Raw genomic sequence first — 23937 nt, 5'->3', positions numbered from 1 at the left:
AGTCGGCTGCCTGGATCGTACCTAACGCGCTCGCCGTCTCTCTGAAATAAGGAAGCGTTTCCCAGAGGGCTCGGTCGCCGACGATGTAGAAACGGCGCTTGGCGCGCGTAAGGGCCACGTTCAGGAGGTTCGGCTTCCAAGCCGCCCAGGCTGATGCAAGGCAATGATGCCGGCGAGGGCGAGCATCAAAGTCGCCTCGGTGAGTGGTGGCCATCGCAAGGCAAAGAAGATCAGCCCCATCGAGAAGGTGAACACTGCCAGGGACAGAAGCTTGGTCGTCAACGATCCGGCCCCGGCCCTTGCCCGGAGATAGAGCCGCTCGGCGATCACACCCGCGGCCAGGAGGCACAGCAGGATCACGAAAACCGGCGCATATCCTGCGGAGAGTGCGTCTTGCCTCGTTCGGGTCACCGCCGCCCCGACCTCTGCCGGTATGCGAGGAAGGGCCGCCAGCGTCGCGTCGAAGCGGGCTCGCATAGAAGTTTTCCACGCAAATAGCATCTCTTCCGGCGGCTCTGGGGCAGGCTGAGATTTTCGAGCTTCGAGCAAGGACTGCACCTCGGGATCCTGCAGCAGTCGGACGAGCTCATCGATCTTCTGCTGGCCGGGCGTGGCGGGCGTCTGCGCTTGCGCATATCGCAAGGACAAGAAAAAGGGCTATTGCCGCGATCCATCTCATCCTTTGAAACGGAAACTGGAAGTGGGCTTTGGGCAAGGTTCGCCGGAGAATCGGCACATGCGGCAGAGAAATTGAGATGATCACAGGAATGCCCGAACGAATTTGATCAGGACGGAAAACGCCCCAACCACGGCCAAGACCAAGAGCATCCGCAATACGACTATGAGCGCTCTGTCGCTCCAGTGGCTCGAAGCTTTCGACATGTTCTCTCTTCGTCTGAGTTTCGGAAACATCAGCAGGTATCGGTCTGATCGACGATGTCATCCCCTTCGACTCCGTTTGCCGGGCCGTCGTCTTTTGGCGAGGGCCAAGCCCAGCTTCGCAGCAGTTCGTAAAATACGCTGAGGACGATCGGGCCGAGGAAGAGCCCGAGCAAACCGTACGACAGCGTGCCCCCGATGACGCCAATGAGGATCACAGACATCGGTGTCGTCAAGCCTCGCGCCATGAGAAGAGGTTTGAGCACGTTGTCGAGGAGCGTGATGGGCGTCGCGATGAGAGTAAACGCCAGGGATGTCGAAACCGGCCAGGAAAACCAGGCCCAGATGATCGCGGGAATCAGGACGAGGGCAGGGCCGATTTGCATGACGCACAGGATAAAAATCGCAAAGGTCAACGCGCCTCTTGCCGGCAAATCAAAGACGACGAAGCAGAGCCCGCATAACAGCGTCTGCAGGAAGGCCACGCCAATGACACCGCGTGAGACGTTGCGAACGGTTGTGGCCGCAAGCTTGGCGAAACCAACGCCCCTGTCGCCGGCAACTCTGTTGGCAAGCGCTGACACGATCGAACTCATTCGTTCGCCTGTTGTCATCAGAAAGCCGGACAGCACGACGGAGACGATGAAGCCCAAAAGGCCGGCGCCGATCGAGGCGAGTTTGGTGAGGACGACGCCGGCGATCTCGCGCAGAGGCGCCTGAAACTTGGTGATCGATGCAGCGAGGTTGCTGACGATCTGGTTCCAGGCGGCATAGAGACGTTCACCGACGACCGGCCACTCCCGGATGCCTTGAGGAGCAGAAGGCAAGGCAAAATTGTCCGTCTTTAATCTTGCTATGAGAGCCTGTGCCGCATCGGCAAAATTGACGGCAACAAGCGACAGGGGGGCGATGACGAGAAGCAGACAGGCGACGACGATGATCGTTGCCGAAATGACCGGACGGTTTCCAAGGGCGCGTGCCAGCATCTGGTGCAAAGGAAACATCGCTATCGCCAGGATCGCCGACCAGATGACGATCAGCGCGAACGGGGCGACCAGACGGAAGGACCAGTAGGCGAACAGTGCGATGATTCCCAGTCGCACGAGATCGCTGACCCGTGTCTCGATCGAAGCCTGCATTATGTCGGTGGGCTTCCCCGCCTCGCCCCGTTTCTGCTCCAGATTCATCGTGGTCAGCCCGTCTGGTTTGCCGTCGATCGGCCGATCGGTCCGCCATTCACCGCGCAGTCACGTCGGGAACGACATGCCGAACGCTCTGATCTTCGACATATCCGCCCGGGCGCTTCTGCCGCTTGCCGAGATCCGGCGCCTCGAACTTGACGCGCTCATAGGGTATCGACTGCAGGATGTGGGAGATGCAGTTTATGCGCGCCTGTTTTTTGTCATCCGAGGGAACGATCCACCAGGGCGCGTGATTGCTGTCGGTCATCCGCAGCATCGCATCGTAGGCCTTTGTATAATCCCACCAGCGTTGATAGGATTCGACATCCATCGGGCTCAGCTTCCACTGCCGAAGCGGATCGTCGATCCGGCGTTTGAAGCGCCGCTCCTGCTCCTCCTCGCTGACGGTGAGGAAGTATTTGAGCAGAATGATACCGCTTTCGACGATCGCTGCCTCGAAGCGAGGTGCCAGCTCAAGAAAACGCTCGGCCTTCTTTTCGCTGGTGAAGCCCATCACCCGGTCCACTCCCGGCCTGTTGTACCAGCTGCGATCGAAGATCACGACTTCGCCTGCGGCCGGCAGGTGAGTGATGTAACGCTGCATGTAGATCTGCGACTTCTCGCGATCGGTCGGGGCGGGCAGCGCGATGACGCGGAAGACGCGTGGACTGACCTTCTCAGTGATGCGCTTGATCATTCCACCCTTGCCGGCGGCATCGCGACCTTCGAAGATGATGACGATCCGGGCGCCTGATTTCTTCACCCAGGCCTGCAGATGGGCGATCTCCACCTGCAGACGAAGGATTTCCTTTTCGTAGTTCCAGGATCTCTTCTTTTTCTTGTCCTTGTCCTTGTCTTTGCGTTTCGCATCGGCCACGGCCTCTTCGATATTTGTGTCGTACCCCTTGTTCATAACTCCCTCCGTTCATGACCCTGGACGGGGCCATTCGTTTCTTCCGCCTTGTCGAGAATTGCGTCGCGTGCCGGTTTAAGGGCCGCCATTGCCTCGTCCTTGTCGGAGAAAATGTTCCCCGGGCCGATAGCCGTGATCACGCCGGCGCGGTCGAGCAACTCGCGGCTCTCCTCGTTGAGATCGGCTATCGCGAAGGTGACGTTTTGTTTCGAGAGCGTTTCGGCGACGACATCGAGGGCCGCTGCGCCGGTGCTGTCGATATGGGAGATGGCGCTTGCATCAAGCAACAGGGATCTGGTGCCCTGCGCGAGCTCCGTGCCGATGGTCAGCAGCCGTGTGCGGACATAATCGGCGTTGAAGAACAGAATGTTGCCCTGGATCAGGCATATCGCGACCCCCTGTTGCGGGCGCGCCTGGGGAAAGCGGGCGAGATCAAAGAAACCCTCCCGGCCTTCGATCCTGCCAAGAAGGCTGTCGCGCGGATACATGGTCTTGCGCAAGAGATAGACGAGGGTTGCGGCAATCGCGACAATGACGCCGTTGAGAACGCCGAAGCTGATTGCGCCCCACATGGTGATCAGCGCGAAGACGAATTCCATCCGGCTGATGCGCCAGACTTTTTTCAGTTCGCCGATGTCGATCAGGCCGATCGCCGCCATTGCCAGAATGGCCGCAAGCGCGGGCAGGGGCAATATTCGCAAGGCGCTGTGCAGAAAGACGAGAGCAGCAATCAGCGTGGCTGCGGACACAAGTCCCGCCGCCTGCGATACGCCGCCTGCAGACATATTGATTGCCGTTCTCGAATCCGAGACGCTGATCGGAAACGAACCGAAAAGGCCGGGGGCGAAATTCGCCGCCCCGAGGCCGATCAATTCCTGGTTCGCGTCCACCTCCTGTCCGGCACGCGTGCCGAAACTGCGGGCGGCGACGATCCCCGCTCCGAAGCTGACGAGGAAAACAGCGGCGGAGCCAAGGACGATCTTGTCGAGCGGCATCTCGTAAAGGGCAGGAAGCGAAAACCTCGGCAGGCCGCGGGGGATGTCGCCCACGACGGCTATGCCGCGTCCCTGGAAGTCGAAGACCGCAGACAGGATCACCGAGACGACAACGACAAGAACAGGGCCTGGCACCTTGAGACGCGCGGCTCGGACTACCCACAACAGCGCGAACATCGACAGGCCGAAAATCAGCGACGGCCAGTGGATCGAACCGCTTTTGCGCACTATTTCGAGGATCGGCGGAACCAGCCCGTCAGACTCGATCTTGACCCCGGTGAAGCGATTGATCTGACCGACGAGGATCGACAGGGATACGCCGGCAAAGAATCCGACGAGAATTGGGCGGGAAAGAAAGTTGGCCACGACCCCCAGCCTCAAAAACCTGGCGGCAAGGCAGAACACTCCGACGCCGAGCGCCAAGGCGGATGCTATCGCGATGCGGTCCACGCCTGCGGCTGCCGGCTCAACTGCGATGATCGTGGCCATCGCGGCGGCGAGAACGGTCATGGTTGCCGCATCCGGCCCGACGACCAGCAAGCGGGACGGCCCGAAAATGGCGTAGGCGATCGGCGCGACGATGCTCGCATAGATCCCCGTTTCGGGGGGCAGGCCGGCAATCGCGGGGTAGGCAATCGCGCTTGGCAGTCCGACGGCTGCAATCGACAGCCCGGCAGGGATATCGTTTCGAAGCCAGTTTCGGTTGAAGCCCTCCAGCCCCTTCAGCATCGGTATGCCGAAACTTCCAATCACCGCCTTGCTCCCCCTGGATTGCGCTTCGACGTCTCCCGAAAGTCCAGCTGGGCTTCAGCCCAGCCGTGTCCGTTCAATGCTCAAGGAAAACGAAGTTCATCCAACTGCTCATCCGCAGAAGTACCTTGCGGAGAACGGCGACGTGATGCCAGTGCTCGGTGTAGACGGCAACGTCGGCAACGACGCCGCCCGGCAGCTGGTATTTGCTCGTATCCTCGAGGATCTCGATGCGTGCCAGCGTTTGACCCGGGGAGGCGCGTTCGGGCGACTGCGGATCGATCAGCGCTCCCGTCGGCTGAAGCTGGCCCTGCGCCATCACGTCGATGATGCCCTGGATCCGGGCCTTGAATATCTTGCCGGGCACGGCCTTGAACGAGACTTCGGCCTCATCGCCAACCCGGACCCGCTGCAGCGAGTTCTGGATGAAGGCGGCGGCCAATGTCCGGTCTTCGCTGTTGATGAAGACCATGACAGGCCGCAAGGGCAGCGGGTTCGCCATCATTCCCGGCCGCAGGAAGACCTGCGCCACGTAGCCGGCGCTCGGAGCGCGAACTGTCGTCTGATCGAGGTCGTATTCCGCATTGCCCAATTCGGCCTCCAGGCGTGCGACCGTCGGGTTGGTGCCGTTGATCTCCGATTCATAAGCGAGCCTGGCTTGCGCTGCCTGCGCCCGTGCGGTCTCGACCGCGGCTTCCGATGTCAGATAGATGCCTCGCCGGTTCTCGACTTCGAGTTCGGAAAAGACAGCGCCTTTGCCGCTCGATTTGGCGTTCTCGTTCGATTGCTGGAATTTTTCGAAGCTTTGCAGGGAACGGTCGCGGGAGGCTTCGGCACCTGTCACGGCAGAGTTCGCGGCATCGAGCGCAGATTTCAGTTGAAGGACAGTCTGTTTGGCCTCCGCCAGAGCGGCTCTCTTCTGGTCGACGACGAATTGATAGGGTCGCGGGTCGATACGAAAGAGGACATCGCCTTTCTTCAATGGCGTGTCGGGCTGGACCGGGACCTCCACGACCTGGCCGCCAACCGTCGGAATGACCGGCGCGGAGGTAAAGTAAATGCGCCCGTCGCCCGAATAGGGATGATTGTAGCTCATGATCAGCAGGAGCGCTGAGATCAGGAAGACGCCACCCAGGACTGCCGTGGAAAGCGTCCATTGGTTTACCGGAATTCGGAAAACCTTGAAGATCGTCCAGCAGATTGCGGCATAGGTGAGAATGAGAAGCAGGTCCATCAGGCTTTCTCCCTCTCCAGCGGTTGGGCTTCGAGTTCGGCGATCCGGGCTTGAAGGCGTGCTATTTCGGCGTTCGCCTCCACTTCCTCCGCCAGTTTGCCGTCGGGCTTGATCCCCCAACCGCGGTCCTCTCGATAAAGGGTGGCCCAGATGAACAGAAACGGCCATATGGCGTGCAGGGTGAAGAGGCTTACCCATCCGGCGACATGAATGGCGTCCTGATGCGGGTGATTGCGTTTCTTCGCGATGATGTGAGGAATGTCATGGATCGCGATCACGGCGTAGAAAAGCGTTATGACCGTGAAAAGCAGCACCCCGAGTGCAAAATAGTCCAGAAACACGGCGCCCCCTTCAGCTTTCGGCTGAATATGACCGAACCGTTCGGCCTTGCGTGAAGGCAGATAGTAACGCCGTTAGCAGCCGAACGCGTGTAGCATCACGTAACATCTATAGAAGGAGGAATGGCGCCAGTGCCGGGCCGGCTATTGCGAAGCGATTGCGACCCCCGCCGTCTGCAGATCCGCCAGGACGCGTTGCTGATCCTCGGGACGAGGCAGGCGCCTGCCGATCTCGTTGCGGATGTTGGCTAGCAACGCCGGCGCGTTCGCCTTGAGCCACGCATGCTCCTCGCGTGCTTCGTCGAGCCTGCCCTCCGCGCCGAGGATCGCAAGCAGCACGAGGTGGTGTATGGGGTTGTATCGCAGATCCGCCATCCTGACCCATAGTTCGGCTGCCCGGTAGTCCCCCCGCATATAGGCGCACATCGCCAGACCCACTTCGAAATACCCTTTCGGGCCGGGGGTTTTGTTGATGGCTCCCGACATCAATTCACAGCCGGTATCCCATTTGCCGGAAAGCGCCAGGCGGAATCCATATTCGCCCGCAAGCTCCGTATCGTTGGGATTGATCTCATAGGCAGCAGCGCCCGCGCTCAACGCTGCATCGACATCGCCGCTGAAGAAGTCGGCAAGCATCAGCGCCTGCAAGGCGCGGGCGTTTTGCGGATCGAGGTCGACTGCGCGCCGCGCGGTTTCCAGGGCCGATTTCAGCGATTGCATGGCAGGCGCTTTGTCGAGACTGTATTGAAACCGAAGCTCATCGAGATAGGTCATCGACAGCAGGGCCCAATAGGTCGAATTTCCGGGGAGGTGCTTCGTTGCTTGCTGAAGGCAGGTCCGGACAGCATCCCGGCCCTTCGGATTGAGGTCGACACGGTAGCGGTAGTAAGATTGCGCGCAGGCATAATCGCCCCAGTCCTCGGGCGCGGCCGGTGATATCTTCGCGGTATCGTTCCGGAAAATGATCCCGTACGGCGATGCAAGCGCCGTCGCAACGTCCTGGGCCAGGTCGGCTTCAACCTGCAATACATCCTGTATCCGAAGGTCCTTGTCATAGCTGTTCGCCCAGATCACCGACCCATCGTGACGGTTGACGAAGCGTGCGGTCAACCGCAGCCTGCTATCTTCCACTCGTACCCGGCCTTGCAAGGCGAAACGCGGTTCCTGCAGGTCTTTCGACGGCGGCTGCCCGGCCGATACCGCAGGCAGATTGGAAATCACGACAATTTCCCGGAATTTTGCCAGGCGACCAATGACCTCGTCCGTCAGTCCTCGGGCGATGCCACCCGATGCGCCGGCTTCAGAAATGTCTTCGAATGGCTCGACAACAACTTGGGGGAAATCCGGCCGATCCGTGGGGGAGATAGAGGGGCGCGAGAGGGGACTGAACAAGGAAGGAACAGCGAAGACCGCGATCAATGCGGTCAGACCGAGGGACACCGGCGTCACATAGAACGTCCAGGACGCGGGGGCGGATTGAACAGCGCCATCGTCCAAAGGCGAATGATCTGCAGGTTTCGACGGGGCGACGGTTTGCGCGACCGGGGCGGGGCTATCGCTCGCTTCCGCCAATGGCTCGGGGTCTGTCGCGGGGCAGGCGTCGGCGTGTCTGAAGCACGGCACATACCCGCCTTTGGGGATGGTAATGATGACCTTATCGAATTGGCCAGCGACCAGATAATATCGTTCGAGAGCGCGGCGTATGCGACCGGCCTCAATCCTCACGACGGGATCGTTCTGGGCATCGAATGAGGCGTCTCGTCCAAATACCTCCAGGGCGATGGTGTAGGCCTTCAGATAGGCCCCGCGTTCAGCGAGCGTTTCTTCGACAATATAATCAAGAAATCGACGCCCACGGTCAGGTGCGTGAAACTCGCGGCTGGATCTGATGCGATCAAGCTGCTCTCGTGTTTCCGATATAGTGGGAATTGCCGCGCTTGGCGGCCCCTTTGCTCTTGCGCTTTGCATCGTCGCCCCCCGATGAAGCCAGCCGCCATGCCCACGACCGTAGCTTCTTGTATGTTACATCGCTAAATAAGCTTGATGCAATATATTAATTCATCTGCTTTGCACGAAGACAAAGAGCGGGATGGATATGGGGGCAGGCAATCCAGAAAAAATGGCCATCCTCGCGCTGCTCGAGGCCCACTTGCCCGAGCATCTCCCGCTGGCACGACGGCTTCTCGACGTGGACGAAAATTTCCACAGCATGTGCCAGGACCTGGCAGCAGCCATCGAGGCGCTCACCAACGTAGACTTGCTTCCCGTCAGCGTTCGGGAGGTGCGGCGACAGGAATACGGCAGCCTGGTCGAGGGGCTCATCGAGGAAATAGGAGATGCAGTGCTTCGTTCCAAGGTCGTGTCACTGAAGCGTTCCACCGATCCGATGCCATAGCCAGCGTTGTCGCAAAACCGCTGCACAGTTTCGTGCGGCATGCTTTTAGGAGATCGATGCGTGATGAAAGCGAGATATTTCAGGCTGCTGGCCGGCTTTTCAGCCATAACAATCTCTTCCCTGCCGCCTGTGCCGTGGACTTACGCGCAGACGGCAGCGCCGGCCACCAAGGCCGAGCCCGCGCAGGCGCCGGCCGCGGAAGCGGCCGGGCTCTCCGACGACGAGCTCGAGGTTCTCGTGGCGCGTATCGCGCTTTATCCCGACGATCTCGTCGCAGCGATCTCGGCGGCTTCGCTATTTCCGCTGCAGGTCGTCGAGGCGGCCCGTTTCCTGGAAGCCAAGAAAAAGAATGCCAGCCTCGAGCCGAAAAGCGAATGGGACGGAAGTGTGATTTCGCTGCTGAATTACCCGGAGGTCGTCAAGATGATGAGTGACGATCTCGAGTGGACGCAGTCGCTCGGAGACGCACTGACCAATCAGCAGAAGGATGTCCTCATCGCAATCCAGCAGCTTCGGGACGAAGCCATTGCGAAGAACATCATCAAGACGGACGACAAGGTCACCATCGTCAACGAGGGCGACAACGTCATCATCCAGCCCACCAATCCGGAGAAGGTCTACATCCCGCAATATGCGCCGGAGATGTTCTACGAGCCGAATTATGCCGTCGAGCCGATCTCCTATTATCCGGATTCCTACGACAACTACTACTATCCCGGGGCCGGCTTCTTCGCTGCTGCCGTGACCGGCGTCGCCTGGGCTGCGATCGTCAATTGGGATGATTGGGGCGTGTGGGGCGGGCGTTGGAACGGTGATGTCGACATCGACTGCAACAATTGCTTCAACAACCGCAATTTCAATGGAAAAATGAACTTGAACGATGTCGACTGGAAGAATGTCGATCGCAGCAAGTTGAGCATTGGCAAGGATCAACTGAACAAGCTCGATCGGTCGGCGATCCGCTCCAATCTCCAGACGGACAGCCGCAACCAGCTCAAGAACCAGGCGGGCAACCTCCAGAGGGAGCGAACCCAGTCGAGGGGCGATGTCGGGGCCCGAGCCGCGGACGTTCGAAAGAATACCGCGCAGGGGCTGAAGTCAAATCCGAAAACCTCAGTGGGCGACACGGCCAAACGCGCCAACGCGCCACGCGCCGACACCCGTCCCGCCAACGCAGGCAATCGTCAGGCCAATGCTGCCCCGAAGGCGAAACCGAAATCCGGCAAGCCCAAGATGGCCGCTAAAGCCGATAACCGGAGCCGCCAGCAGAGCGCACTCGGGAATGTCCAATCGGGTCGCCGCGAGGTCGTGAACTCTCAGCGCGGCGGTCAAAGCATGGGTGGTGGCCAGCGCGGCGCACCGCGGGCAACGCAGCACCGGTCTCGACCGCCCGTCTCACGTGGCGGTGGTGGGGGCGGACGCGGCGGTGGCGGTGGGCGTGGCGGCGGCGGCCGCCGCTGACATTGGCAGATGCTTTCCTGAAGGCCAAACCATGGGGTGAGCCGATGACACGACAATCGAGACTGATTTCATTGATGCTGGGTGCGGCGGTTTTCTGGACGGTACCGCAGCTTTCGGTGGCGCAGGAGCAGAGCAATCTTGAAGAATTTGCGGCTGGAACCCCACCCACCTTCGATAGTCCGTCACTCGCGGTCGACCAATTCAAGCAGGTCTTGGCCTCGGGCGAAGTCGACGGCCTGGCAAACCTCTTGGGGCTCAGTGCCGCCAAGCTGAAGGCGAGCAACGAAGCGATGATCGCCTATGCGTTGATACGCGAGGGCGCCGGCAAGCAGGTCGTTCTTCAAGATCTCGGCGATCGCAAGGTCCTCGCGATCGGCGATCAACTGTGGCCCCTGCCTTTCCCGCTCAGTCGCGACCAGAACGGCAAATGGGCTTTCGACAGGAAGATCGGCCTTCAGGAAATCGTCAATCGGAGAGTCGGCAGGAATGAACTGGCGACCATCCAGACGATGACCGACTATTTTATCGCCCAGTATGAATATGCGCGGGAAGATCGCGATGGCGACGGTGTCTACGAGTTCGCGCAGAAGCTCGTCAGCACCAAGGGGGCACGGGACGGCCTGTACTGGGAGCCGGGAGCATATGAAGAGGAGAGCCCTGCCGGCGGTCTCGTCGAGAGTGCAGCCTTCGGCAACGCGAAGCGGGGAGAAGGCTACTACGGCTATCGCTATCGCATCCTGACGGGGCAAGGCTCCAACGTCGTCGGCGGCAAGCAGAGCTATATTGTCAATGGGAACATGACGGGCGGCTTTGCCCTGATTGCCTGGCCGGTAAGCTACAGGGTAACCGGCGTGCAGACATTCATGGTGAACAACATGGGTGTCATCTACCAGCGAGATCTGGGTGATCAGACCGAGCGACTGGCATCGGCGATCAAGGAGTTCAACCCGGGTGCCGACTGGAGCCTGGTTGAAGATTAGAGAGGCCGTATGGCGGCGAAATCGCCGGGCGCTGGAATGCCAGCGCCCGGTTGGAATAACGTTTGTCGCCGGTCACCTCGCGGCCGAGCCAGGAGGGTAGAGACGGACGGTCCTTCTCGCTTCTCATTTCGATCTCGGCAATGGTCAGACCCTGATAGGCGCCACCGAAGACGTCGATCTCCCAGACATTACCCTGATCGACAACTTCGTACCTTGTCTTTTCCAGCACCGTGCCACGGACGTGAAGCAGCAATTCCTTGGCTTCAGCGAGGGGAATGTCGTACTCGAATTCCTCGCGCGTCAGGCCGCGTTTACCGAACTTCACCGCCAGCCGGGCCGTCCGGTCATCGATCAGGCGAATGCGCAGGCTGCTGGCAGCGCCTCGTGCGAGATAGCCTTGTCGCAACATGTGCATGCTTGTCGCGCTGGAGCGCCAGGCGTCGCTGCGCACGAGAAACTTGCGCTCGATCTCGACAGTCTTCATGCCCGGTTACTCCACCGGTTTTTCCCAGGTGAGGAAAAGACCGATATCGCCTGGAATGCCGCCCGGGAAATTGATGACCAGTGCCTTCAGGCCATAACCTTGCGGCCTGCCGATCTCTTCGAACAGGTCGTAGAGTTCCTTGGCCTTTCCCTGCAAGGTGTTCTGCCATCCGGGCAAACCGTTGTTGATTGCGCGGCCGCTGTCGGAGCAAAAACTCGATGGAAAACTGTAGATCATGGCCTCGAACTTGCCGTCGGCAGCGGCTTTCGACACGACGCGCCTGATCACCGTGCGTTCGGCATCGCCAATTTGCTTGCGGAAGAAATCCTCAACGAATTCAGAGTGTTTTTTGGCTTCGCGCGCCTTTATCTTCTCTTGGCGTTCCATCTCGAGAAGTTGCAGTTCGAGTGCGCGTTTGCGCAACTCTTCCGCGCTCGTCATCGACGGGGTAGAAGCAGCAGGTTCGGTCATCGCTTTGCCCTCCATGAATTACAATAGAGATAAAATGTCGTGGGTTCGGATGGCAGTAAAATACGGTATCATACATGATGCCCGAACGACCTGCCGGGCGTGCCTTCCCGAGGGGCTTCAGCCGAGGCCCCGGCCTCCACGTCTCCCGACTTCTGGAACACCAAAATTGCTCGGCCTGATCCGTGGGAGCCATAGCCGGCTACTGTTGCCGGTCGTGCGCCGCCGGGCCATCGCGATTGACTACGCTCAATGCCTGATTGCGCCACATCGGTTAGATTCATCGTGCAGAACCCATGCTTCTTTCGGGAGTAGCCAACATGATGAAGCTATCTTTGGCACTTGCAATCGCGATCTCGACGATCACGGTATCAGTGCAGGCCGACGCCCAGCAGAGCCGGCGCGAATACCGCAGAATGAATTGGAGCGAAAACCTGCCGGAGGCGGTCCGAACATATCATGACAAGCGTTTTACTGTTGTCAGCTATCGAATCGCCGACTTTTCGGAGACGGGCCGTCATCCCCCGCAAGGCAGCGAAAAGGAAGTCGAGGCCATTCGCGCAGCCGCTCGGTCAAATAAATGGCTTGTCGGCAAACTGAAGACGAAAAAGCTTACGCCGAACGATATTGAATGGGTCACCAGAGCGCGGAACGGCAACCTGACCTTCTACGTCGAATGAGCGTGGTGCTCCGGGTCCTGTGCCGCGCGACCTGCTTCAGGTGCTGAGCGCGGCAAGCCTGTTGCGATCGAGGATGTGGACATATCGTTGGCCGCGTCCGAAAAGCTGGACGATGTGCCGGGTCCTGAGCTTGGTAAATGAGCGCGCCACCGATTCGACCGTCAATCCGAGATAGTCGGCAACATCGGTGCGCGACATCATGAGTTCAAACTCGTTGGTGCCGCCATTGCGGGCCGACATTTCCTGCACAAAAGTCGCCACACGTTCGAGAGCGCCCTGGCGGGCGACGATAAGCTGCCGCGAATTTGCAATCGCCAGGCTGGACAAGGCTATATCCAACAAATTGATCGGCGGCATCGGACCGCCGGCTCTCGGAACGGACCGAATTTGGGAGTCGCAGATCGCCTCTGCGAAATCATCATGGATGTCTCCATCCTGCAGGCCGAACCATTCCCCCGTTCCGTAGAATGAAAGAATGTGGCGGTGCCCGTTGCGCATTATTCGATAGACCCTCACCGCACCGGACTGGACCTGGTAGAGGGATGATGCCCGCTCGCCCTCGCGATAGATACCCTGGCCCGGGAGTAGCCATAGAAGAGTGCTTGGCGGTAGCCGTCGGGTCTCACCTGCATTAATGCCGTTCGGTTCCGGCATATAGCGTTCGGCAGCCTGGCTCGTGGTCAACATTGCTGGTCCCCCCGTGAAGCTGAACTCTTACAAGGAAGGGCGACACTGAAAATTGGGGACGATCACTACGTAATTGTACGTGATGTCAGCCGTAGCGGCAGAATGAGACCTCCTTCGAAGAGGCAGCCTCCGTCGCGGTTCGAACTTCCTGTCTCCGGGAGTGATCAGGATCAAGGCAGGTTGCAAGCCGATAGGCTAGGATTCCTCAATTCGGCCCGGCCGCCTCTCACGTTCAGGTGAGCCGCCGAGCCCTCAGCATTGCTGTGAGGTGCCAGGATGTGGCGATCAATCAATGACGCGCCTTTTGCGCAGGATATCGAACTCGCCGTGATCGACCATGAAGGCGTTCACGCCCTTGTCTTTCCGTGTCAGCGAATATTCGGCGGCTGGGTCGATGCACGAAGCGGCAACAAGCTGGACGTCCACCCGACCCATTGGAGGCGGTGGCTGGCCGAGGAGTTCCACGCCGGCGGCCGGGCAATCGGTCACTGATATAGCGATGTGCAAGCCGTTTGATGCGTCGAGCATTGCTCGCGATCAATGACACCACCAGACCCGGCAACTTAACCTGGCACAGATCGGTTTGGCGCCCGCGGGGCACATGCCCTTGGTCGGCGAGACATGCTCAACAGTAGAGACAAGAAGCCAGGGAGAACCTCATGCGTGGTTTCGGTGTTCACTCGGAGGTCGGAAAGCTCCGGACCGTGATGGTCTGCAAACCGTCCCTGGCTCATCAGCGTCTGACGCCCGGCAACTGTCATAGCCTGCTCTTCGATGATGTACTCTGGGTGCACGAGGCGCAGAAGGATCATTTCGATTTTGTCCTGAAGATGCAGGAGAGGGGCGTCGAGGTTCTCGAGCTTCACGATCTGCTTGGCCAGACGCTTGCCGACAAGCAGGCACGTGATTTCGTGCTGGATCGTCGGATCACCCCGAATGTGCTCGGCTCGCAGATCGCCGAAGCCGTGCGGCCGTGGCTTGACGAGATGCCTGCCATGCAGCTCGCGGCCTACATGATCGGCGGCATTTCGATCGCCGATCTTCCCGAGGTCAAGGCCAAGTCATTGATGCTGAGCGCGCTGGCGGAGTCCGAATTCGTCATACCGCCGGTTCCCAATACGCTGTTTCAGCGCGATCCGTCCTGCTGGATCTACAACGGCGTGACATGCAATCCGATGTTCTGGCCGGCAAGACGCGCCGAGACCCTGATCCAGCGGGCGATCTACAAGTTCCACCCGTCGTTCAAGGATGGAGATTTCCAGATCTGGTGGGGCGATTCAGATCAGCAGTTTGCCAATGCTTCGATGGAGGGCGGCGACGTCATGCCGATCGGCAACGGCACGGTGCTGATCGGCATGGGCGAACGCACGACCTATCAGGCCGTCGGCCAGGTGGCGCAGACGCTGTTCAGGAGCAAAGCGGCAACGAGGGTGATCGGCTGCCTGATGCCGAAGAGCCGCGCGGCAATGCACCTCGATACCGTCTTCAGCTTCTGCGACCGCGATGTCGTGACACTGTTTGCCGAGGTCGTCGACCAGATCCGCTGCTACAGCATGCAGCCCAAGGATGATGACGGCACATTCGAGGTCCATCCCGAAAATCGGCCGATGCTCGAGGTCGTCAGCGAAGCGCTTGGATTGCCTCGGCTGCGGACCGTCGAGACCGGCGGCAATTCCTATCAGGCCGAGCGCGAGCAATGGGACGACGGCAACAACGTCGTCGCCCTCGAGCCAGGTGTCGTCGTCGCCTACGATCGCAACACCTATACCAACACGCTTCTTCGCAAGGCGGGCATCGAAGTGATCACCATTCGCGGTTCCGAACTCGGTCGCGGCCGCGGCGGCGGTCACTGCATGACATGCCCGATATGGCGCGACCCGGCATACTGACGTCTCGCACACACGCAACGGACTCGACGGAGCAAGACAATGAGCTTCAATCTGCGCAATCGTTCGCTTCTGACCGTGCAGGATTATACCCCGCGCGAATTCCGGTATCTCCTCGACCTCGCCCGCGACCTGAAGCGGGCCAAGTATGCCCGAACCGAACAGCAGCATCTCAAGGGCAAGGAAATCTGCCTGATCTTCGAGAAGACTTCGACGCGAACCAGATGCGCCTTCGAAGTCGCCTGTTCGGATCAGGGCGCCAACGTGACCTATCTCGATCCGTCGGGTTCGCAGATCGGGCATAAGGAATCCTTCAAGGATACGGCGCGTGTCCTCGGGCGGATGTACGACGCGATCGAATATCGCGGATCTGCGCAACAGGGCGTGGAAACGCTCGCCCGTTATGCCGGCGTGCCGGTCTATAACGGCCTGACGGACGAATACCATCCGACCCAGATGCTGGCCGACGTGATGACCATGCGCGAACACAGCGACAAGCCAATCGCCGATATCAAATACGCCTATGTCGGCGACACGCGCTCGAACATGGGACATTCGCTGCTGATCGTCGGCTGCCTCGTCGGAATGGACGTGCGCATCTGCGGTCCCAAATCGCTCTGGCCGTCGGAAGAATACATGCAGATCGCCAAGGAGCTGCAGCAAAGGTCCGGCGCGCGCCTGCTTGTCACGGCAGATGTCGAGGAGGCTGTCCGCGGCGTCGACTTCGTGCATACGGATGTCTGGGTCTCGATGGGCGAACCCAAGGACGTCTGGCGCGAACGCATCAAGCTGCTGACGCCCTACCAGGTCAACAAGGCCTTGATGAAGGCAACGGGCAATCCCCAGGCCAAGTTCATGCACTGCCTGCCGGCGTTCCACGACAGCGAGACGGTGCTCGGCAAGCAGATCGCCGAAGACTACGGCATGAGCAACGGCCTCGAAGTGACGGACGACGTCTTCGAGTCCGAGGCCAATGTCGCCTTCGAGCAGGCCGAAAACCGCTTGCACACGATCAAAGCGCTGCTTGTCGCGACCTTGGGAGACTAGGATGCGTGTCGTTATCGCGCTTGGCGGCAACGCCCTTCTCCGGCGCGGAGAAGCCATGACCGCAGATGTCCAGAGGCGAAACGCGCGGATCGCGGCGGAAGCGATCGCGCCGCTGGCCGCCGAACATCAACTGATCATAACGCACGGCAATGGACCGCAGGTCGGGCTGCTTGCGCTTCAAGGTGCGGCTTACAAACCCGACGAGGCCTATCCTCTCGATGTGCTCGGCGCGGAAACCGAAGGCATGATCGGTTATATGCTCGAGCAGGAACTCGGCAATCTTCTGCCGTTCGAGCAGCCGCTGGCAACGCTCCTGACCATGGTCGAGGTCGACGGCGCCGATCCAGGCTTCCAGAACCCGACAAAATTCGTCGGCCCGGTCTACGAAAAGGCCGATGCCGATCGTCTTGGCAGGGAAAAAGGCTGGGTGTTCAAACAGGATGGCGAGAAGTGGCGGCGCGTGGTCGCGTCGCCGCTGCCGAAGCGCATCTTCGAGGTCCGCCCGGTGCGCTGGCTGCTGGAACAGCGAACCATCGTCATCTGTGCCGGCGGCGGCGGCATTCCGACGATGTACGAAAAGGGCAGCGATCGCAAGCTGATCGGCGTCGAAGCGGTGATCGACAAGGATCTGTGCTCGGAGCTTCTGGCGCGTGAACTCGATGCCGATCTCCTGATCATGGCAACCGACGCCCGCGCCGTCTGCACGGACTGGGGCAAGCCGTCTCAAAAGTCCATTCACACGACACGTCCCGAAGATCTCAAGCAGTTTTCCTTCCCCGCCGGTTCGATGGGGCCGAAGGTCGATGCCGCATGCCATTTCGCCGAGGGGGCCGGAAAGACTTCCGCAATCGGAGCTCTGGCGGATATTGCGGCCATGGTACGCGGCGAGTGCGGGACGATCATCAGCAGCAGTTTCTCAGGGCTGACCTGGCACGCATGAGCGTGGGCAACAACCCCGCGTCAGGCGAGGCATCAGGAGACGAGCTGGGTGTCAGGAGATGGCCGGGCGCGTTGCAGTGCCTGCCGCCATCTCCTCACTGGCGACCGGCGTCGCCGCATTTCGTCTTTGCCAGACATAGACCGGGATCCCGAGCATCAGCAGGACGAGACCGTAGAGCACGGGCTCAGCACCCGAACCATAGAGGGTGAACATCGCGAAAACGAAGGCGATGAGTTCGACAGCGGTGACGCGCGGGAAACCTCTTCCATTGCGCAGGCGGGCAGCAACGAGGGTTCTGGCAAGCGAGCAGAAGGCATAGGGGACGACCGCGGTCATCGTGCTCAACCCGACCATCAGGCGATAAACGGCGGCGAAGCCCTCGGATCCGAGGGCCTGGACGACGACCAGGACAGTTGCAAGCAAGGCTGAGACGATCATGCCGACGGCCGGCACGCCACGGGACGAGAGCCGGGCAAAGAGCGGAGGGAACAAGCCGTCCCGGGCGGCGGCCATCGGAACCTGCCCCATCAGCAACGTCCAGCCGTTCAAGGCGCCGATGGAGGAAAGAATGACGGCGATCGAGATCGCCAGCTCTCCGCCGCGTCCCCACATGATGCCCGCAGCCGCAGAGAAGGGCGCGACCGAATGGACGAGTTCCTGGCGGGGCACAAGGCCCATCACGACGATCGTGCCGAGCACATAGAGGGCCGCGGCGATCGAGATTCCGAGAACGGTTGAACGGGGGATGGTTCGTTCCGCGTCCTGGACATCGCCTGCGGGAACGGTCGCCGATTCGAGCCCGAGATAGGCAAACATGGTCAAGGGCGCCAGCGCTGCGATCGACCCGAGGAGCGGCTGGCCGCTGGGGTTGAATTCGGAGAAATGAGAGGTGTCGATATACAGCAGGCCGACAATGGCAACAGCGCCGAAGGGAATGAGCTTGGCGTAGGTGGTGACCTGTGCAAACAGGCCGGCCGCATGGACACCGCGGAGATTGACGAGCACGATCGCCCAGATCACCCCAAGCGTCAGGCATGTCGCGGTGAAGCGGTTGCCGAGCACAGGAAAGAGATCGACCATCACGCCGGCAAAGGCGATGGCGATGACAGGAAGCGATGTCCAGATGGAGATCCAATAGCCCCAGGCAATCAGGAAGCCGGCGAAATCGCCGTAAGCCAGCCGCGTATAGGCGTAAGGACCGCCGACGGCCGGCACGAGACTGGCCAGCCGCGCGAAGGTGAGGCCGAGGCAGATTGCACCGGCTCCCATGATGATCCAGACGATGATGGCAAGGTTGCCGTAGGGCGCAACGGCGGCCGGCGAAAGGTAGAAGCCTGAGCCGACCATGTTTCCGACGACGATGGCGGTGCAGGCGGCCAGTCCCAGGCTCTTGCCATTCGACGACGTTGCCATCAGATCCCCTCCGCGAAGCCGCCTGCCGGGTGCCGTGGCTTCTCCGGCGGCCATTTCCAAGCGTGATCTTCACTCCAATGGTCAACCGCCGCAATCCGGTTCAATGCGTAGTGGTCGATCGGCCCCGATCCCTTCACGATCGACACGGAGGTTTCTTGTTTTTATGCATGACGTTATCCCTGAACCGCTGCACACTTCCGGGCGACATGCATTAGAATAAGCGGCAGGTCGGCCGCAGAGAGGTGACGATGTGAGCGAGCAGGGGTTTCTACGCATCTCGATTGCGGCGACCGTCGTGATTGCCGCCCTCGGTATCGTCTTCGGCATTCTTTCGGGCTCGTTCTCCATCGCCTTCGATGGGGTCTATTCACTGGCCGATGCAGCAATGACCGGGCTTGCGCTGTGGGTTTCGAGCCTGATCGTCAAATCGGCTGAGAGCGATGCGGTGTCGGGCAGGATCCGCAACCGCTTCACCATGGGTTTCTGGCACCTGGAGCCGATCGTGCTGATGCTCAACGGCTGTCTGCTGATGACTGTCGCGGTCTATGCGCTGATCAACGCGATCATCAGCATCCTCGGCGGCGGGCACGAACTTCATTTCGGTGTCGCGATCGCCTATTCGGCGGTGACGGTGCTTGTCTGCGCCGGCATGGCCGTTCTGGGCATCAGGCTGAACCGCAGCCTGAAATCCGATTTCATTTCCCTCGACATCAAGGCCTGGATCATGTCGGGCGGTATCGCGCTCGCCTTGCTGATCGCGTTTCTCATCGGCCTTGCCGTGCTGCCGACCCGTTTTGCCTGGGTCGCCAACTACGTCGATCCGGCGGTTCTCGGATTGGTCTGCCTGGTGATGATCCCGCTTCCGATCGGCACGGTCTGGAAGGCGCTGACCGAGATCCTGCTGATGGCGCCGGTCGATCTCCAGGACCATGTCGACCGCGTTGCCGCGGAGGTGGTTGATCGTCTCGGCTTCCTCTCCCACCGCGCCTATGTCGCCCGCGTCGGCAGGGCGATGCAGATCGAACTCTATTTCATCGTGCCTGAGGGGCTGCCTGCGAAGACGGTCGAGGAATGGGATGCGCTTCGCGACGAAATCGGCGCCGCAATCGGCGACGAGAGCGCCAATCGCTGGCTGACGATTGCCTTCACGGCCGATGCGGAATGGGCCGAATAGGCCCTCCAGGGCCCTTGTCTGTGCGCCTTTGCCGAGCTTCTGCGCCCATCTTGATTGCGATCAACGACGGTTGTGCGCCCGGCGTGTACGATTCTGCAGCCTGAGACGAGTGCGGCCGCGCGGCGCGCTGCTGCCTTCGAAAACCGGACTCTGGAGGGTCGCATGGAATTCCATAAGGCATTTCCGGTAGCCGTCATCGACGAGGATTTTGACGGCAAGAGTGCTGCCGGGCGCGGAATGCGCGATCTGGCCGCGGCGATCGAGAACGAGGGCTTCCGCATCGTTTCCGGTGTCTCCTATGAGGATGCGCGCCGGCTCGTGCATATCTTCAACACGGAATCCTGCTGGCTCGTTTCCGTCGACGGCGCGGAGGACAAGGCGTCGCGCTGGCAAGTGCTGGAAGAGGTGCTGAGCGCGAAGCGCCGGAAGAACGATCGGCTGCCGATCTTCCTCTTCGGCGACGACACGACCGCCGAGGACGTCCCGGCCGGCGTGTTGCGCCACGCCAATGCCTTCCTGCGGCTTTTCGAGGATTCGGCGGAGTTCATGGCTCGCGCCATCGTGCAGGCCGCACGCAACTACCTCGACCGGCTGCCGCCGCCGATGTTCAAGGCGTTGATGGATTATACGCTGGAGGGCGCCTATTCCTGGCATACGCCCGGCCACGGCGGCGGCGTCGCCTTCCGGAAAAGCCCGGTCGGGCAACTGTTCTACAGCTTCTTCGGCGAAAACACGCTGCGATCCGATATCTCCGTATCGGTCGGCAGCGTCGGTTCGCTGCTCGATCATGTCGGGCCGATCGCCGAGGGGGAGCGCAATGCCGCGCGTATCTTCGGTACCGATGAGACACTGTTCGTCGTCGGCGGCACGTCGACCGCCAACAAGATCGTCTGGCACGGCATGGTCGGTCGCGGCGATCTGGTGCTCTGCGATCGCAACTGCCACAAGTCGATCCTGCATTCGCTGATCATGACAGGGGCGACGCCCATCTATCTGACACCGTCGCGCAACGGCCTCGGCATTATCGGTCCGATCTCGAAGGATCAGTTCACGCCTGAATCGATTGCCGGCAAGATCGCCGCCAGCCCCTTTGCCGGACAGACCAGCGGCAAGGTCCGGCTGATGGTTATCACCAATTCGACCTATGACGGGCTCTGCTACAATATCGACGCCATCAAGGCATCGCTGGGCGATGCGGTCGAGGTGCTGCATTTCGACGAGGCCTGGTACGCCTACGCCAATTTCCACGAATTCTACGATGGCTTCCACGGGATTTCGTCGAACCAGCCCGCGCGGTCGCAAAACGCCATCACCTTCGCCACGCACTCGACGCACAAGCTGCTGGCAGCGCTGTCTCAGGCGTCGATGATCCATATCCAGCATGCCGAGACCAAGCGTCTCGACGTTACCCGCTTCAATGAAGCCTTCATGATGCACACCTCGACCTCGCCGCAATATGGCATCATCGCCTCCTGCGATGTCGCCGCCGCAATGATGGAACAGCCGGCCGGGCGGGCGCTGGTGCAGGAGACGATCGACGAGGCGATCAGCTTCCGCCGAGCAATGAATGCGGTGAGAAAACAGACGGAAGGCGGCTGGTGGTTCGACGTATGGGAGCCGACGGTTGCCGAGCAAACGCCGAGCGACACCCATGCCGACTGGGTGCTGAAACCTGACGATGCCTGGCATGGTTTTGTCGGCCTTGCCGAAAACCACGTCATGGTCGATCCGATCAAGGTCACCATCCTGTCGCCAGGCCTGTCGGCAAGCGGGGTAATGGACGAACATGGCATACCGGCGGCGGTCATCACCAAGTTCCTGTCGTCAAGGCGTATCGAAATCGAGAAGACCGGCCTCTATTCCTTCCTGGTGCTGTTCTCGATGGGCATTACCCGCGGCAAATGGAGTACGCTCGTCACCGAGCTCCTCAATTTCAAGGATCTTTATGACGCCAATGCGCCATTGACCCGGGCGTTGCCGGCGCTCGCCGCCGCCCATCCGGAAGCCTATGCCGGCATGGGGCTGAAAGATCTCTGTGAGCAGATCCATGCGATCTATCGCAAGGACGACGTGCCGAAGGCGCAGCGCGAGATGTACACGGTCCTGCCCGAAATGGCGCTGCGTCCCGCCGATGCCTATGATCGGTTGGTCAAGGGCAAGATCGAAAGCGTCGAGATCGACAATCTCATGGGTCGCATCCTCGCGGTGATGATCGTTCCCTATCCGCCTGGAATTCCGCTGATCATGCCGGGCGAGCGGATCACCCCGTCGACGAAGTCCATTCAGGATTACCTGCTCTACGCCCGTGATTTCGACAGCAAGTTCCCCGGTTTCGAAACCGATATTCACGGCCTTCGCTTCGCGCCCGGTGATAGCGGACGCCGCTACCTTGTCGATTGCATTGCAGGGGAGGGGCAGGAATGATCCCGCGTGATGTGAAGTCTCCGACGGTCGCCATACCCTTCCACAAGATGCTGAAGATCGTGGCGATCGTCGACCGTGACAATTCTCAGGCGCAGGCGCTGGTGTCGCAGATCACTGCCCAGGGTTTTGAGGTGGAACTGCGCGACGATTATTCCGCCGATGCCTCCGAGGATGCGGATGTCGGCGCCTATGTCGGCTCGGTCGAGGGCGGCAGGCTGCCGGCGGCGCGCAGCTTCCTTCGTTCCGTCAGGGAGATCGGTTTTCGTACGCCAATCTGGGCGATGGCCGATACGCTGACGATTGCCGATATGGATGTCGTGGAGATGGCCGGCGAGGTGGATGGTTTCGTCTATCTCGGCCAGCAGACGCCGACCTTCTATGCCAAGCAGATCGTCTCCAGCGCGGTCAATTACGGCAAGTCGCTGCTGCCGCCCTTCTTCGGCGGCATGATGGCCTATGACGGCGAGGCCAATATCGCCTTCGATTGCCCGGGGCATCAGGGTGGTCAGTTCTATCGAAAGTCGCCGGCCGGGCAGCTCTTCTTCAAATATTTCGGCGAGAGCATTTTCCGCAACGATCTCTGCAATGCCGACGTCGATCTCGGTGATCTCCTGATCCATGAAGGTCCCGCCGTCGAAGCTCAGAAGCAGGCGGCCCGCATCTTCGGCGCCGACCGCACCTATTTCATCCTGAACGGCACGAGCACCTCCAACAAGGTGGTGGCCAATGCGGTGCTGCGCAGCGGCGATCTCGTGCTCTTCGACCGCAACAATCACAAATCCCTGCATCAGGGCGCCCTCGTGCAGGCCGGCGCCATCCCGATCTATCTGCCGACCGCCCGCAACTCCTTCGGCATGATCGGGGCCGTCGATTGGGCGGCCTGGGACGAGGCCTGGCTACGGCAAAGGATAGAGGAGCACCCGCTCGTTACCGACAAGAGCCGTGCGAAGGCGGAAAGGCCTTTCCGTTTGGCCTGCATCCAGCTCGCGACCTATGACGGCACGATCTACAATGTCGCCCAAGTCATGGAGAAGATCGGCCATCTCTGCGATTACGTGCTCTGGGACGAAGCCTGGATCGGCTATAATGCCTTTCATCCGCTGTTCGATGGCCACAGTCCGATGCGGCTGAAAGACCTGCGACCGGATATGCCCGGGCTGTTTTCCACCCAGTCGGTCCACAAGCAGGGCGCCGGTTTCTCGCAGGCGTCGCAGATCCACAAGCGGGACGAACATATCAGCGGTCAGCGTCGGTTCGTCGAACATAAACGCTTCAACGAATCGCTGCTGATGAATGTCTCGACCTCTCCCTTCTATCCGCTTTTCGCCTCGCTCGACGTCAACGCCAAGGTGCATGAGGGAAAGGCGGGCGAGATGCTCTGGGATCGCTGCATCGAGCTGGGGATCGAGGTGCGTAAGAAGCTGCGCGGTTTCGTCGATCATTACGAGTCCAAAGCCGCAAGCGCGGAAGAACAATGGTTCTTCGATCCCTTCGTGCCGGACAGGGTCTCGGTCGCAGGCTCCAGACCGAGGAATCCTTCAACCGCTTCCCGGGCTTCAATTACGAGGTTCAGGGCGTGTTCCAGGAACGGATCGATGGGCGGATCAA

The 23937-nt window shown here is 60.4% G+C and carries 21 protein-coding genes and 1 pseudogene; 10 read left to right on the top strand and 12 right to left on the bottom strand.

Annotation, left to right across the window (positions count from 1 at the left end; translation table 11 throughout):
• Nucleotides 1-120: 120 nt before the first annotated feature.
• The 7 genes from GGD57_RS27120 to GGD57_RS27090 all read right to left on the bottom strand — a co-directional run bounded on the left by GGD57_RS27120 (nt 121) and on the right by GGD57_RS27090 (nt 8258).
• Nucleotides 121-648, bottom strand: a complete 528-nt coding sequence (locus tag GGD57_RS27120) for a hypothetical protein (RefSeq protein WP_246713745.1) — start codon at nt 646-648, stop codon at nt 121-123.
• A 263-nt stretch (nt 649-911) separates the two neighbouring features.
• Entirely contained in the window at nt 912-2066 is a 1155-nt protein-coding gene (locus GGD57_RS27115; RefSeq protein WP_184473256.1) for an AI-2E family transporter, read from the bottom strand.
• A gap of 49 nt (nt 2067-2115) precedes the next feature.
• A complete protein-coding gene (gene ppk2, locus GGD57_RS27110) occupies nt 2116-2973 on the bottom strand; it encodes a polyphosphate kinase 2 (protein ID WP_184473255.1) in 858 nt (285 codons plus the stop codon).
• Nucleotides 2970-4697: a SulP family inorganic anion transporter gene (locus GGD57_RS27105; RefSeq protein ID WP_210304064.1), complete on the bottom strand. Its 1728-nt coding sequence runs from the start codon at nt 4695-4697 to the stop codon at nt 2970-2972. The genes ppk2 and GGD57_RS27105 overlap by 4 nt, the downstream gene beginning before the upstream one ends.
• A gap of 97 nt (nt 4698-4794) precedes the next feature.
• Nucleotides 4795-5952, bottom strand: a complete 1158-nt coding sequence (locus GGD57_RS27100) for an HlyD family secretion protein (RefSeq protein ID WP_184473253.1) — start codon at nt 5950-5952, stop codon at nt 4795-4797.
• Nucleotides 5952-6293 (bottom strand): DUF3302 domain-containing protein, encoded by a 342-nt coding sequence (locus tag GGD57_RS27095; RefSeq protein ID WP_184473252.1) that lies wholly within the window; start codon nt 6291-6293, stop codon nt 5952-5954. Before GGD57_RS27095 ends, GGD57_RS27100 begins: the two co-directional genes overlap by 1 nt.
• Before the next feature lie 141 nt (nt 6294-6434).
• Nucleotides 6435-8258 (bottom strand): tetratricopeptide repeat protein, encoded by a 1824-nt coding sequence (locus GGD57_RS27090; RefSeq protein WP_184473251.1) that lies wholly within the window; start codon nt 8256-8258, stop codon nt 6435-6437.
• Between the two features lie 121 nt (nt 8259-8379).
• Here GGD57_RS27090 and GGD57_RS27085 point away from each other — a divergent pair, with 121 nt between their 5' ends.
• From GGD57_RS27085 to GGD57_RS27075, 3 genes are all read left to right on the top strand, one after another.
• Nucleotides 8380-8685 (top strand): hypothetical protein, encoded by a 306-nt coding sequence (locus GGD57_RS27085; protein ID WP_348646002.1) that lies wholly within the window; start codon nt 8380-8382, stop codon nt 8683-8685.
• A gap of 63 nt (nt 8686-8748) precedes the next feature.
• Nucleotides 8749-10146, top strand: coding sequence for a DUF3300 domain-containing protein (locus GGD57_RS27080; RefSeq protein WP_184473259.1), 1398 nt, complete (start codon nt 8749-8751; stop codon nt 10144-10146).
• 44 nt (nt 10147-10190) lie between these two features.
• The gene (locus tag GGD57_RS27075) at nt 10191-11126 is read left to right on the top strand and encodes a DUF2950 domain-containing protein (protein WP_184473250.1); all 936 of its coding nucleotides are present in this window, start codon (nt 10191-10193) and stop codon (nt 11124-11126) included.
• On the opposite strand, the gene GGD57_RS27070 is transcribed toward GGD57_RS27075, so the two are convergent.
• Together GGD57_RS27070 and GGD57_RS27065 are read right to left on the bottom strand one after the other, a co-directional pair.
• The gene (locus GGD57_RS27070; protein WP_184473249.1) at nt 11089-11610 is read right to left on the bottom strand and encodes a CYTH domain-containing protein; all 522 of its coding nucleotides are present in this window, start codon (nt 11608-11610) and stop codon (nt 11089-11091) included. The genes GGD57_RS27075 and GGD57_RS27070 overlap by 38 nt on opposite strands.
• A 6-nt stretch (nt 11611-11616) precedes the next feature.
• The gene (locus GGD57_RS27065) at nt 11617-12081 is read right to left on the bottom strand and encodes a hypothetical protein (protein ID WP_085738502.1); all 465 of its coding nucleotides are present in this window, start codon (nt 12079-12081) and stop codon (nt 11617-11619) included.
• 317 nt (nt 12082-12398) lie between these two features.
• On the opposite strand from GGD57_RS27065, the gene GGD57_RS27060 reads away from it, so the two are divergent.
• Nucleotides 12399-12758: a hypothetical protein gene (locus GGD57_RS27060; protein WP_184473248.1), complete on the top strand. Its 360-nt coding sequence runs from the start codon at nt 12399-12401 to the stop codon at nt 12756-12758.
• A gap of 36 nt (nt 12759-12794) precedes the next feature.
• Here the strand turns inward: GGD57_RS27060 and GGD57_RS27055 are convergent, their stop codons facing one another.
• Nucleotides 12795-13445 (bottom strand): helix-turn-helix domain-containing protein, encoded by a 651-nt coding sequence (locus GGD57_RS27055; protein WP_184473247.1) that lies wholly within the window; start codon nt 13443-13445, stop codon nt 12795-12797.
• Nucleotides 13446-13730: 285 nt separating this feature from the next.
• Complete coding sequence (locus tag GGD57_RS27050) at nt 13731-13973, bottom strand: hypothetical protein (protein WP_184473246.1); 243 nt, start codon at nt 13971-13973, stop codon at nt 13731-13733.
• Between the two features lie 131 nt (nt 13974-14104).
• Here GGD57_RS27050 and arcA point away from each other — a divergent pair, with 131 nt between their 5' ends.
• From arcA to arcC, 3 genes are read left to right on the top strand one after another with little or no spacing between them, the layout of a single operon-like run.
• The gene (gene arcA, locus GGD57_RS27045) at nt 14105-15334 is read left to right on the top strand and encodes an arginine deiminase (RefSeq protein WP_184473245.1); all 1230 of its coding nucleotides are present in this window, start codon (nt 14105-14107) and stop codon (nt 15332-15334) included.
• Nucleotides 15335-15373: 39 nt separating this feature from the next.
• The gene (locus tag GGD57_RS27040; protein WP_184473244.1) at nt 15374-16378 is read left to right on the top strand and encodes an ornithine carbamoyltransferase; all 1005 of its coding nucleotides are present in this window, start codon (nt 15374-15376) and stop codon (nt 16376-16378) included.
• Nucleotide 16379: 1 nt separating this feature from the next.
• Nucleotides 16380-17318: a carbamate kinase gene (gene arcC, locus GGD57_RS27035; protein ID WP_184473243.1), complete on the top strand. Its 939-nt coding sequence runs from the start codon at nt 16380-16382 to the stop codon at nt 17316-17318.
• A gap of 51 nt (nt 17319-17369) precedes the next feature.
• Here arcC and GGD57_RS27030 read toward each other — a convergent pair whose 3' ends face one another.
• Nucleotides 17370-18731, bottom strand: coding sequence for an amino acid permease (locus tag GGD57_RS27030; RefSeq protein ID WP_184473242.1), 1362 nt, complete (start codon nt 18729-18731; stop codon nt 17370-17372).
• A gap of 250 nt (nt 18732-18981) precedes the next feature.
• Between GGD57_RS27030 and GGD57_RS27025 the strand changes: the two genes are divergently transcribed.
• The 3 genes and pseudogenes from GGD57_RS27025 to GGD57_RS27015 form a co-directional block, all read left to right on the top strand.
• Nucleotides 18982-19905, top strand: a complete 924-nt coding sequence (locus GGD57_RS27025) for a cation transporter (RefSeq protein WP_184473241.1) — start codon at nt 18982-18984, stop codon at nt 19903-19905.
• Between the two features lie 162 nt (nt 19906-20067).
• Nucleotides 20068-22329: an Orn/Lys/Arg decarboxylase N-terminal domain-containing protein gene (locus GGD57_RS27020; protein WP_184473240.1), complete on the top strand. Its 2262-nt coding sequence runs from the start codon at nt 20068-20070 to the stop codon at nt 22327-22329.
• Nucleotides 22326-23882, top strand: a pseudogene (locus GGD57_RS27015) (Orn/Lys/Arg decarboxylase N-terminal domain-containing protein); the annotation flags it as partial. The gene GGD57_RS27020 and the pseudogene GGD57_RS27015, both read left to right, overlap by 4 nt.
• Nucleotides 23883-23937 lie beyond the last annotated feature (55 nt).

The sequence above is a fragment of the Rhizobium esperanzae genome (assembly GCF_014197615.1).
In the GTDB taxonomy this organism is placed as follows: Bacteria; Pseudomonadota; Alphaproteobacteria; order Rhizobiales; family Rhizobiaceae; genus Rhizobium; species Rhizobium esperanzae_A.
This window is presented reverse-complemented; position numbering and strand designations above follow the sequence as displayed.

What these genes read in the sequence shown, in the direction of transcription:
- GGD57_RS27115 (WP_184473256.1), bottom strand. Translation starts at nt 2,066, where the DNA reads ATGAATCTGGAGCAGAAACGGGGCGAGGCGGGGAAGCCCACCGACATA.
- ppk2 (WP_184473255.1), bottom strand. Translation starts at nt 2,973, where the DNA reads ATGAACAAGGGGTACGACACAAATATCGAAGAGGCCGTGGCCGATGCG.
- GGD57_RS27105 (WP_210304064.1), bottom strand. Translation starts at nt 4,697, where the DNA reads ATGCTGAAGGGGCTGGAGGGCTTCAACCGAAACTGGCTTCGAAACGAT.
- GGD57_RS27100 (WP_184473253.1), bottom strand. Translation starts at nt 5,952, where the DNA reads ATGGACCTGCTTCTCATTCTCACCTATGCCGCAATCTGCTGGACGATC.
- GGD57_RS27090 (WP_184473251.1), bottom strand. Translation starts at nt 8,258, where the DNA reads ATGCAAAGCGCAAGAGCAAAGGGGCCGCCAAGCGCGGCAATTCCCACT.
- GGD57_RS27085 (WP_348646002.1), top strand. Translation starts at nt 8,380, where the DNA reads ATGGATATGGGGGCAGGCAATCCAGAAAAAATGGCCATCCTCGCGCTG.
- GGD57_RS27080 (WP_184473259.1), top strand. Translation starts at nt 8,749, where the DNA reads ATGAAAGCGAGATATTTCAGGCTGCTGGCCGGCTTTTCAGCCATAACA.
- GGD57_RS27075 (WP_184473250.1), top strand. Translation starts at nt 10,191, where the DNA reads ATGACACGACAATCGAGACTGATTTCATTGATGCTGGGTGCGGCGGTT.
- GGD57_RS27070 (WP_184473249.1), bottom strand. Translation starts at nt 11,610, where the DNA reads ATGAAGACTGTCGAGATCGAGCGCAAGTTTCTCGTGCGCAGCGACGCC.
- GGD57_RS27065 (WP_085738502.1), bottom strand. Translation starts at nt 12,081, where the DNA reads ATGACCGAACCTGCTGCTTCTACCCCGTCGATGACGAGCGCGGAAGAG.
- GGD57_RS27060 (WP_184473248.1), top strand. Translation starts at nt 12,399, where the DNA reads ATGATGAAGCTATCTTTGGCACTTGCAATCGCGATCTCGACGATCACG.
- GGD57_RS27055 (WP_184473247.1), bottom strand. Translation starts at nt 13,445, where the DNA reads ATGTTGACCACGAGCCAGGCTGCCGAACGCTATATGCCGGAACCGAAC.
- GGD57_RS27050 (WP_184473246.1), bottom strand. Translation starts at nt 13,973, where the DNA reads ATGCTCGACGCATCAAACGGCTTGCACATCGCTATATCAGTGACCGAT.
- arcA (WP_184473245.1), top strand. Translation starts at nt 14,105, where the DNA reads ATGCGTGGTTTCGGTGTTCACTCGGAGGTCGGAAAGCTCCGGACCGTG.
- GGD57_RS27040 (WP_184473244.1), top strand. Translation starts at nt 15,374, where the DNA reads ATGAGCTTCAATCTGCGCAATCGTTCGCTTCTGACCGTGCAGGATTAT.
- arcC (WP_184473243.1), top strand. Translation starts at nt 16,380, where the DNA reads ATGCGTGTCGTTATCGCGCTTGGCGGCAACGCCCTTCTCCGGCGCGGA.
- GGD57_RS27030 (WP_184473242.1), bottom strand. Translation starts at nt 18,731, where the DNA reads ATGGCAACGTCGTCGAATGGCAAGAGCCTGGGACTGGCCGCCTGCACC.
- GGD57_RS27020 (WP_184473240.1), top strand. Translation starts at nt 20,068, where the DNA reads ATGGAATTCCATAAGGCATTTCCGGTAGCCGTCATCGACGAGGATTTT.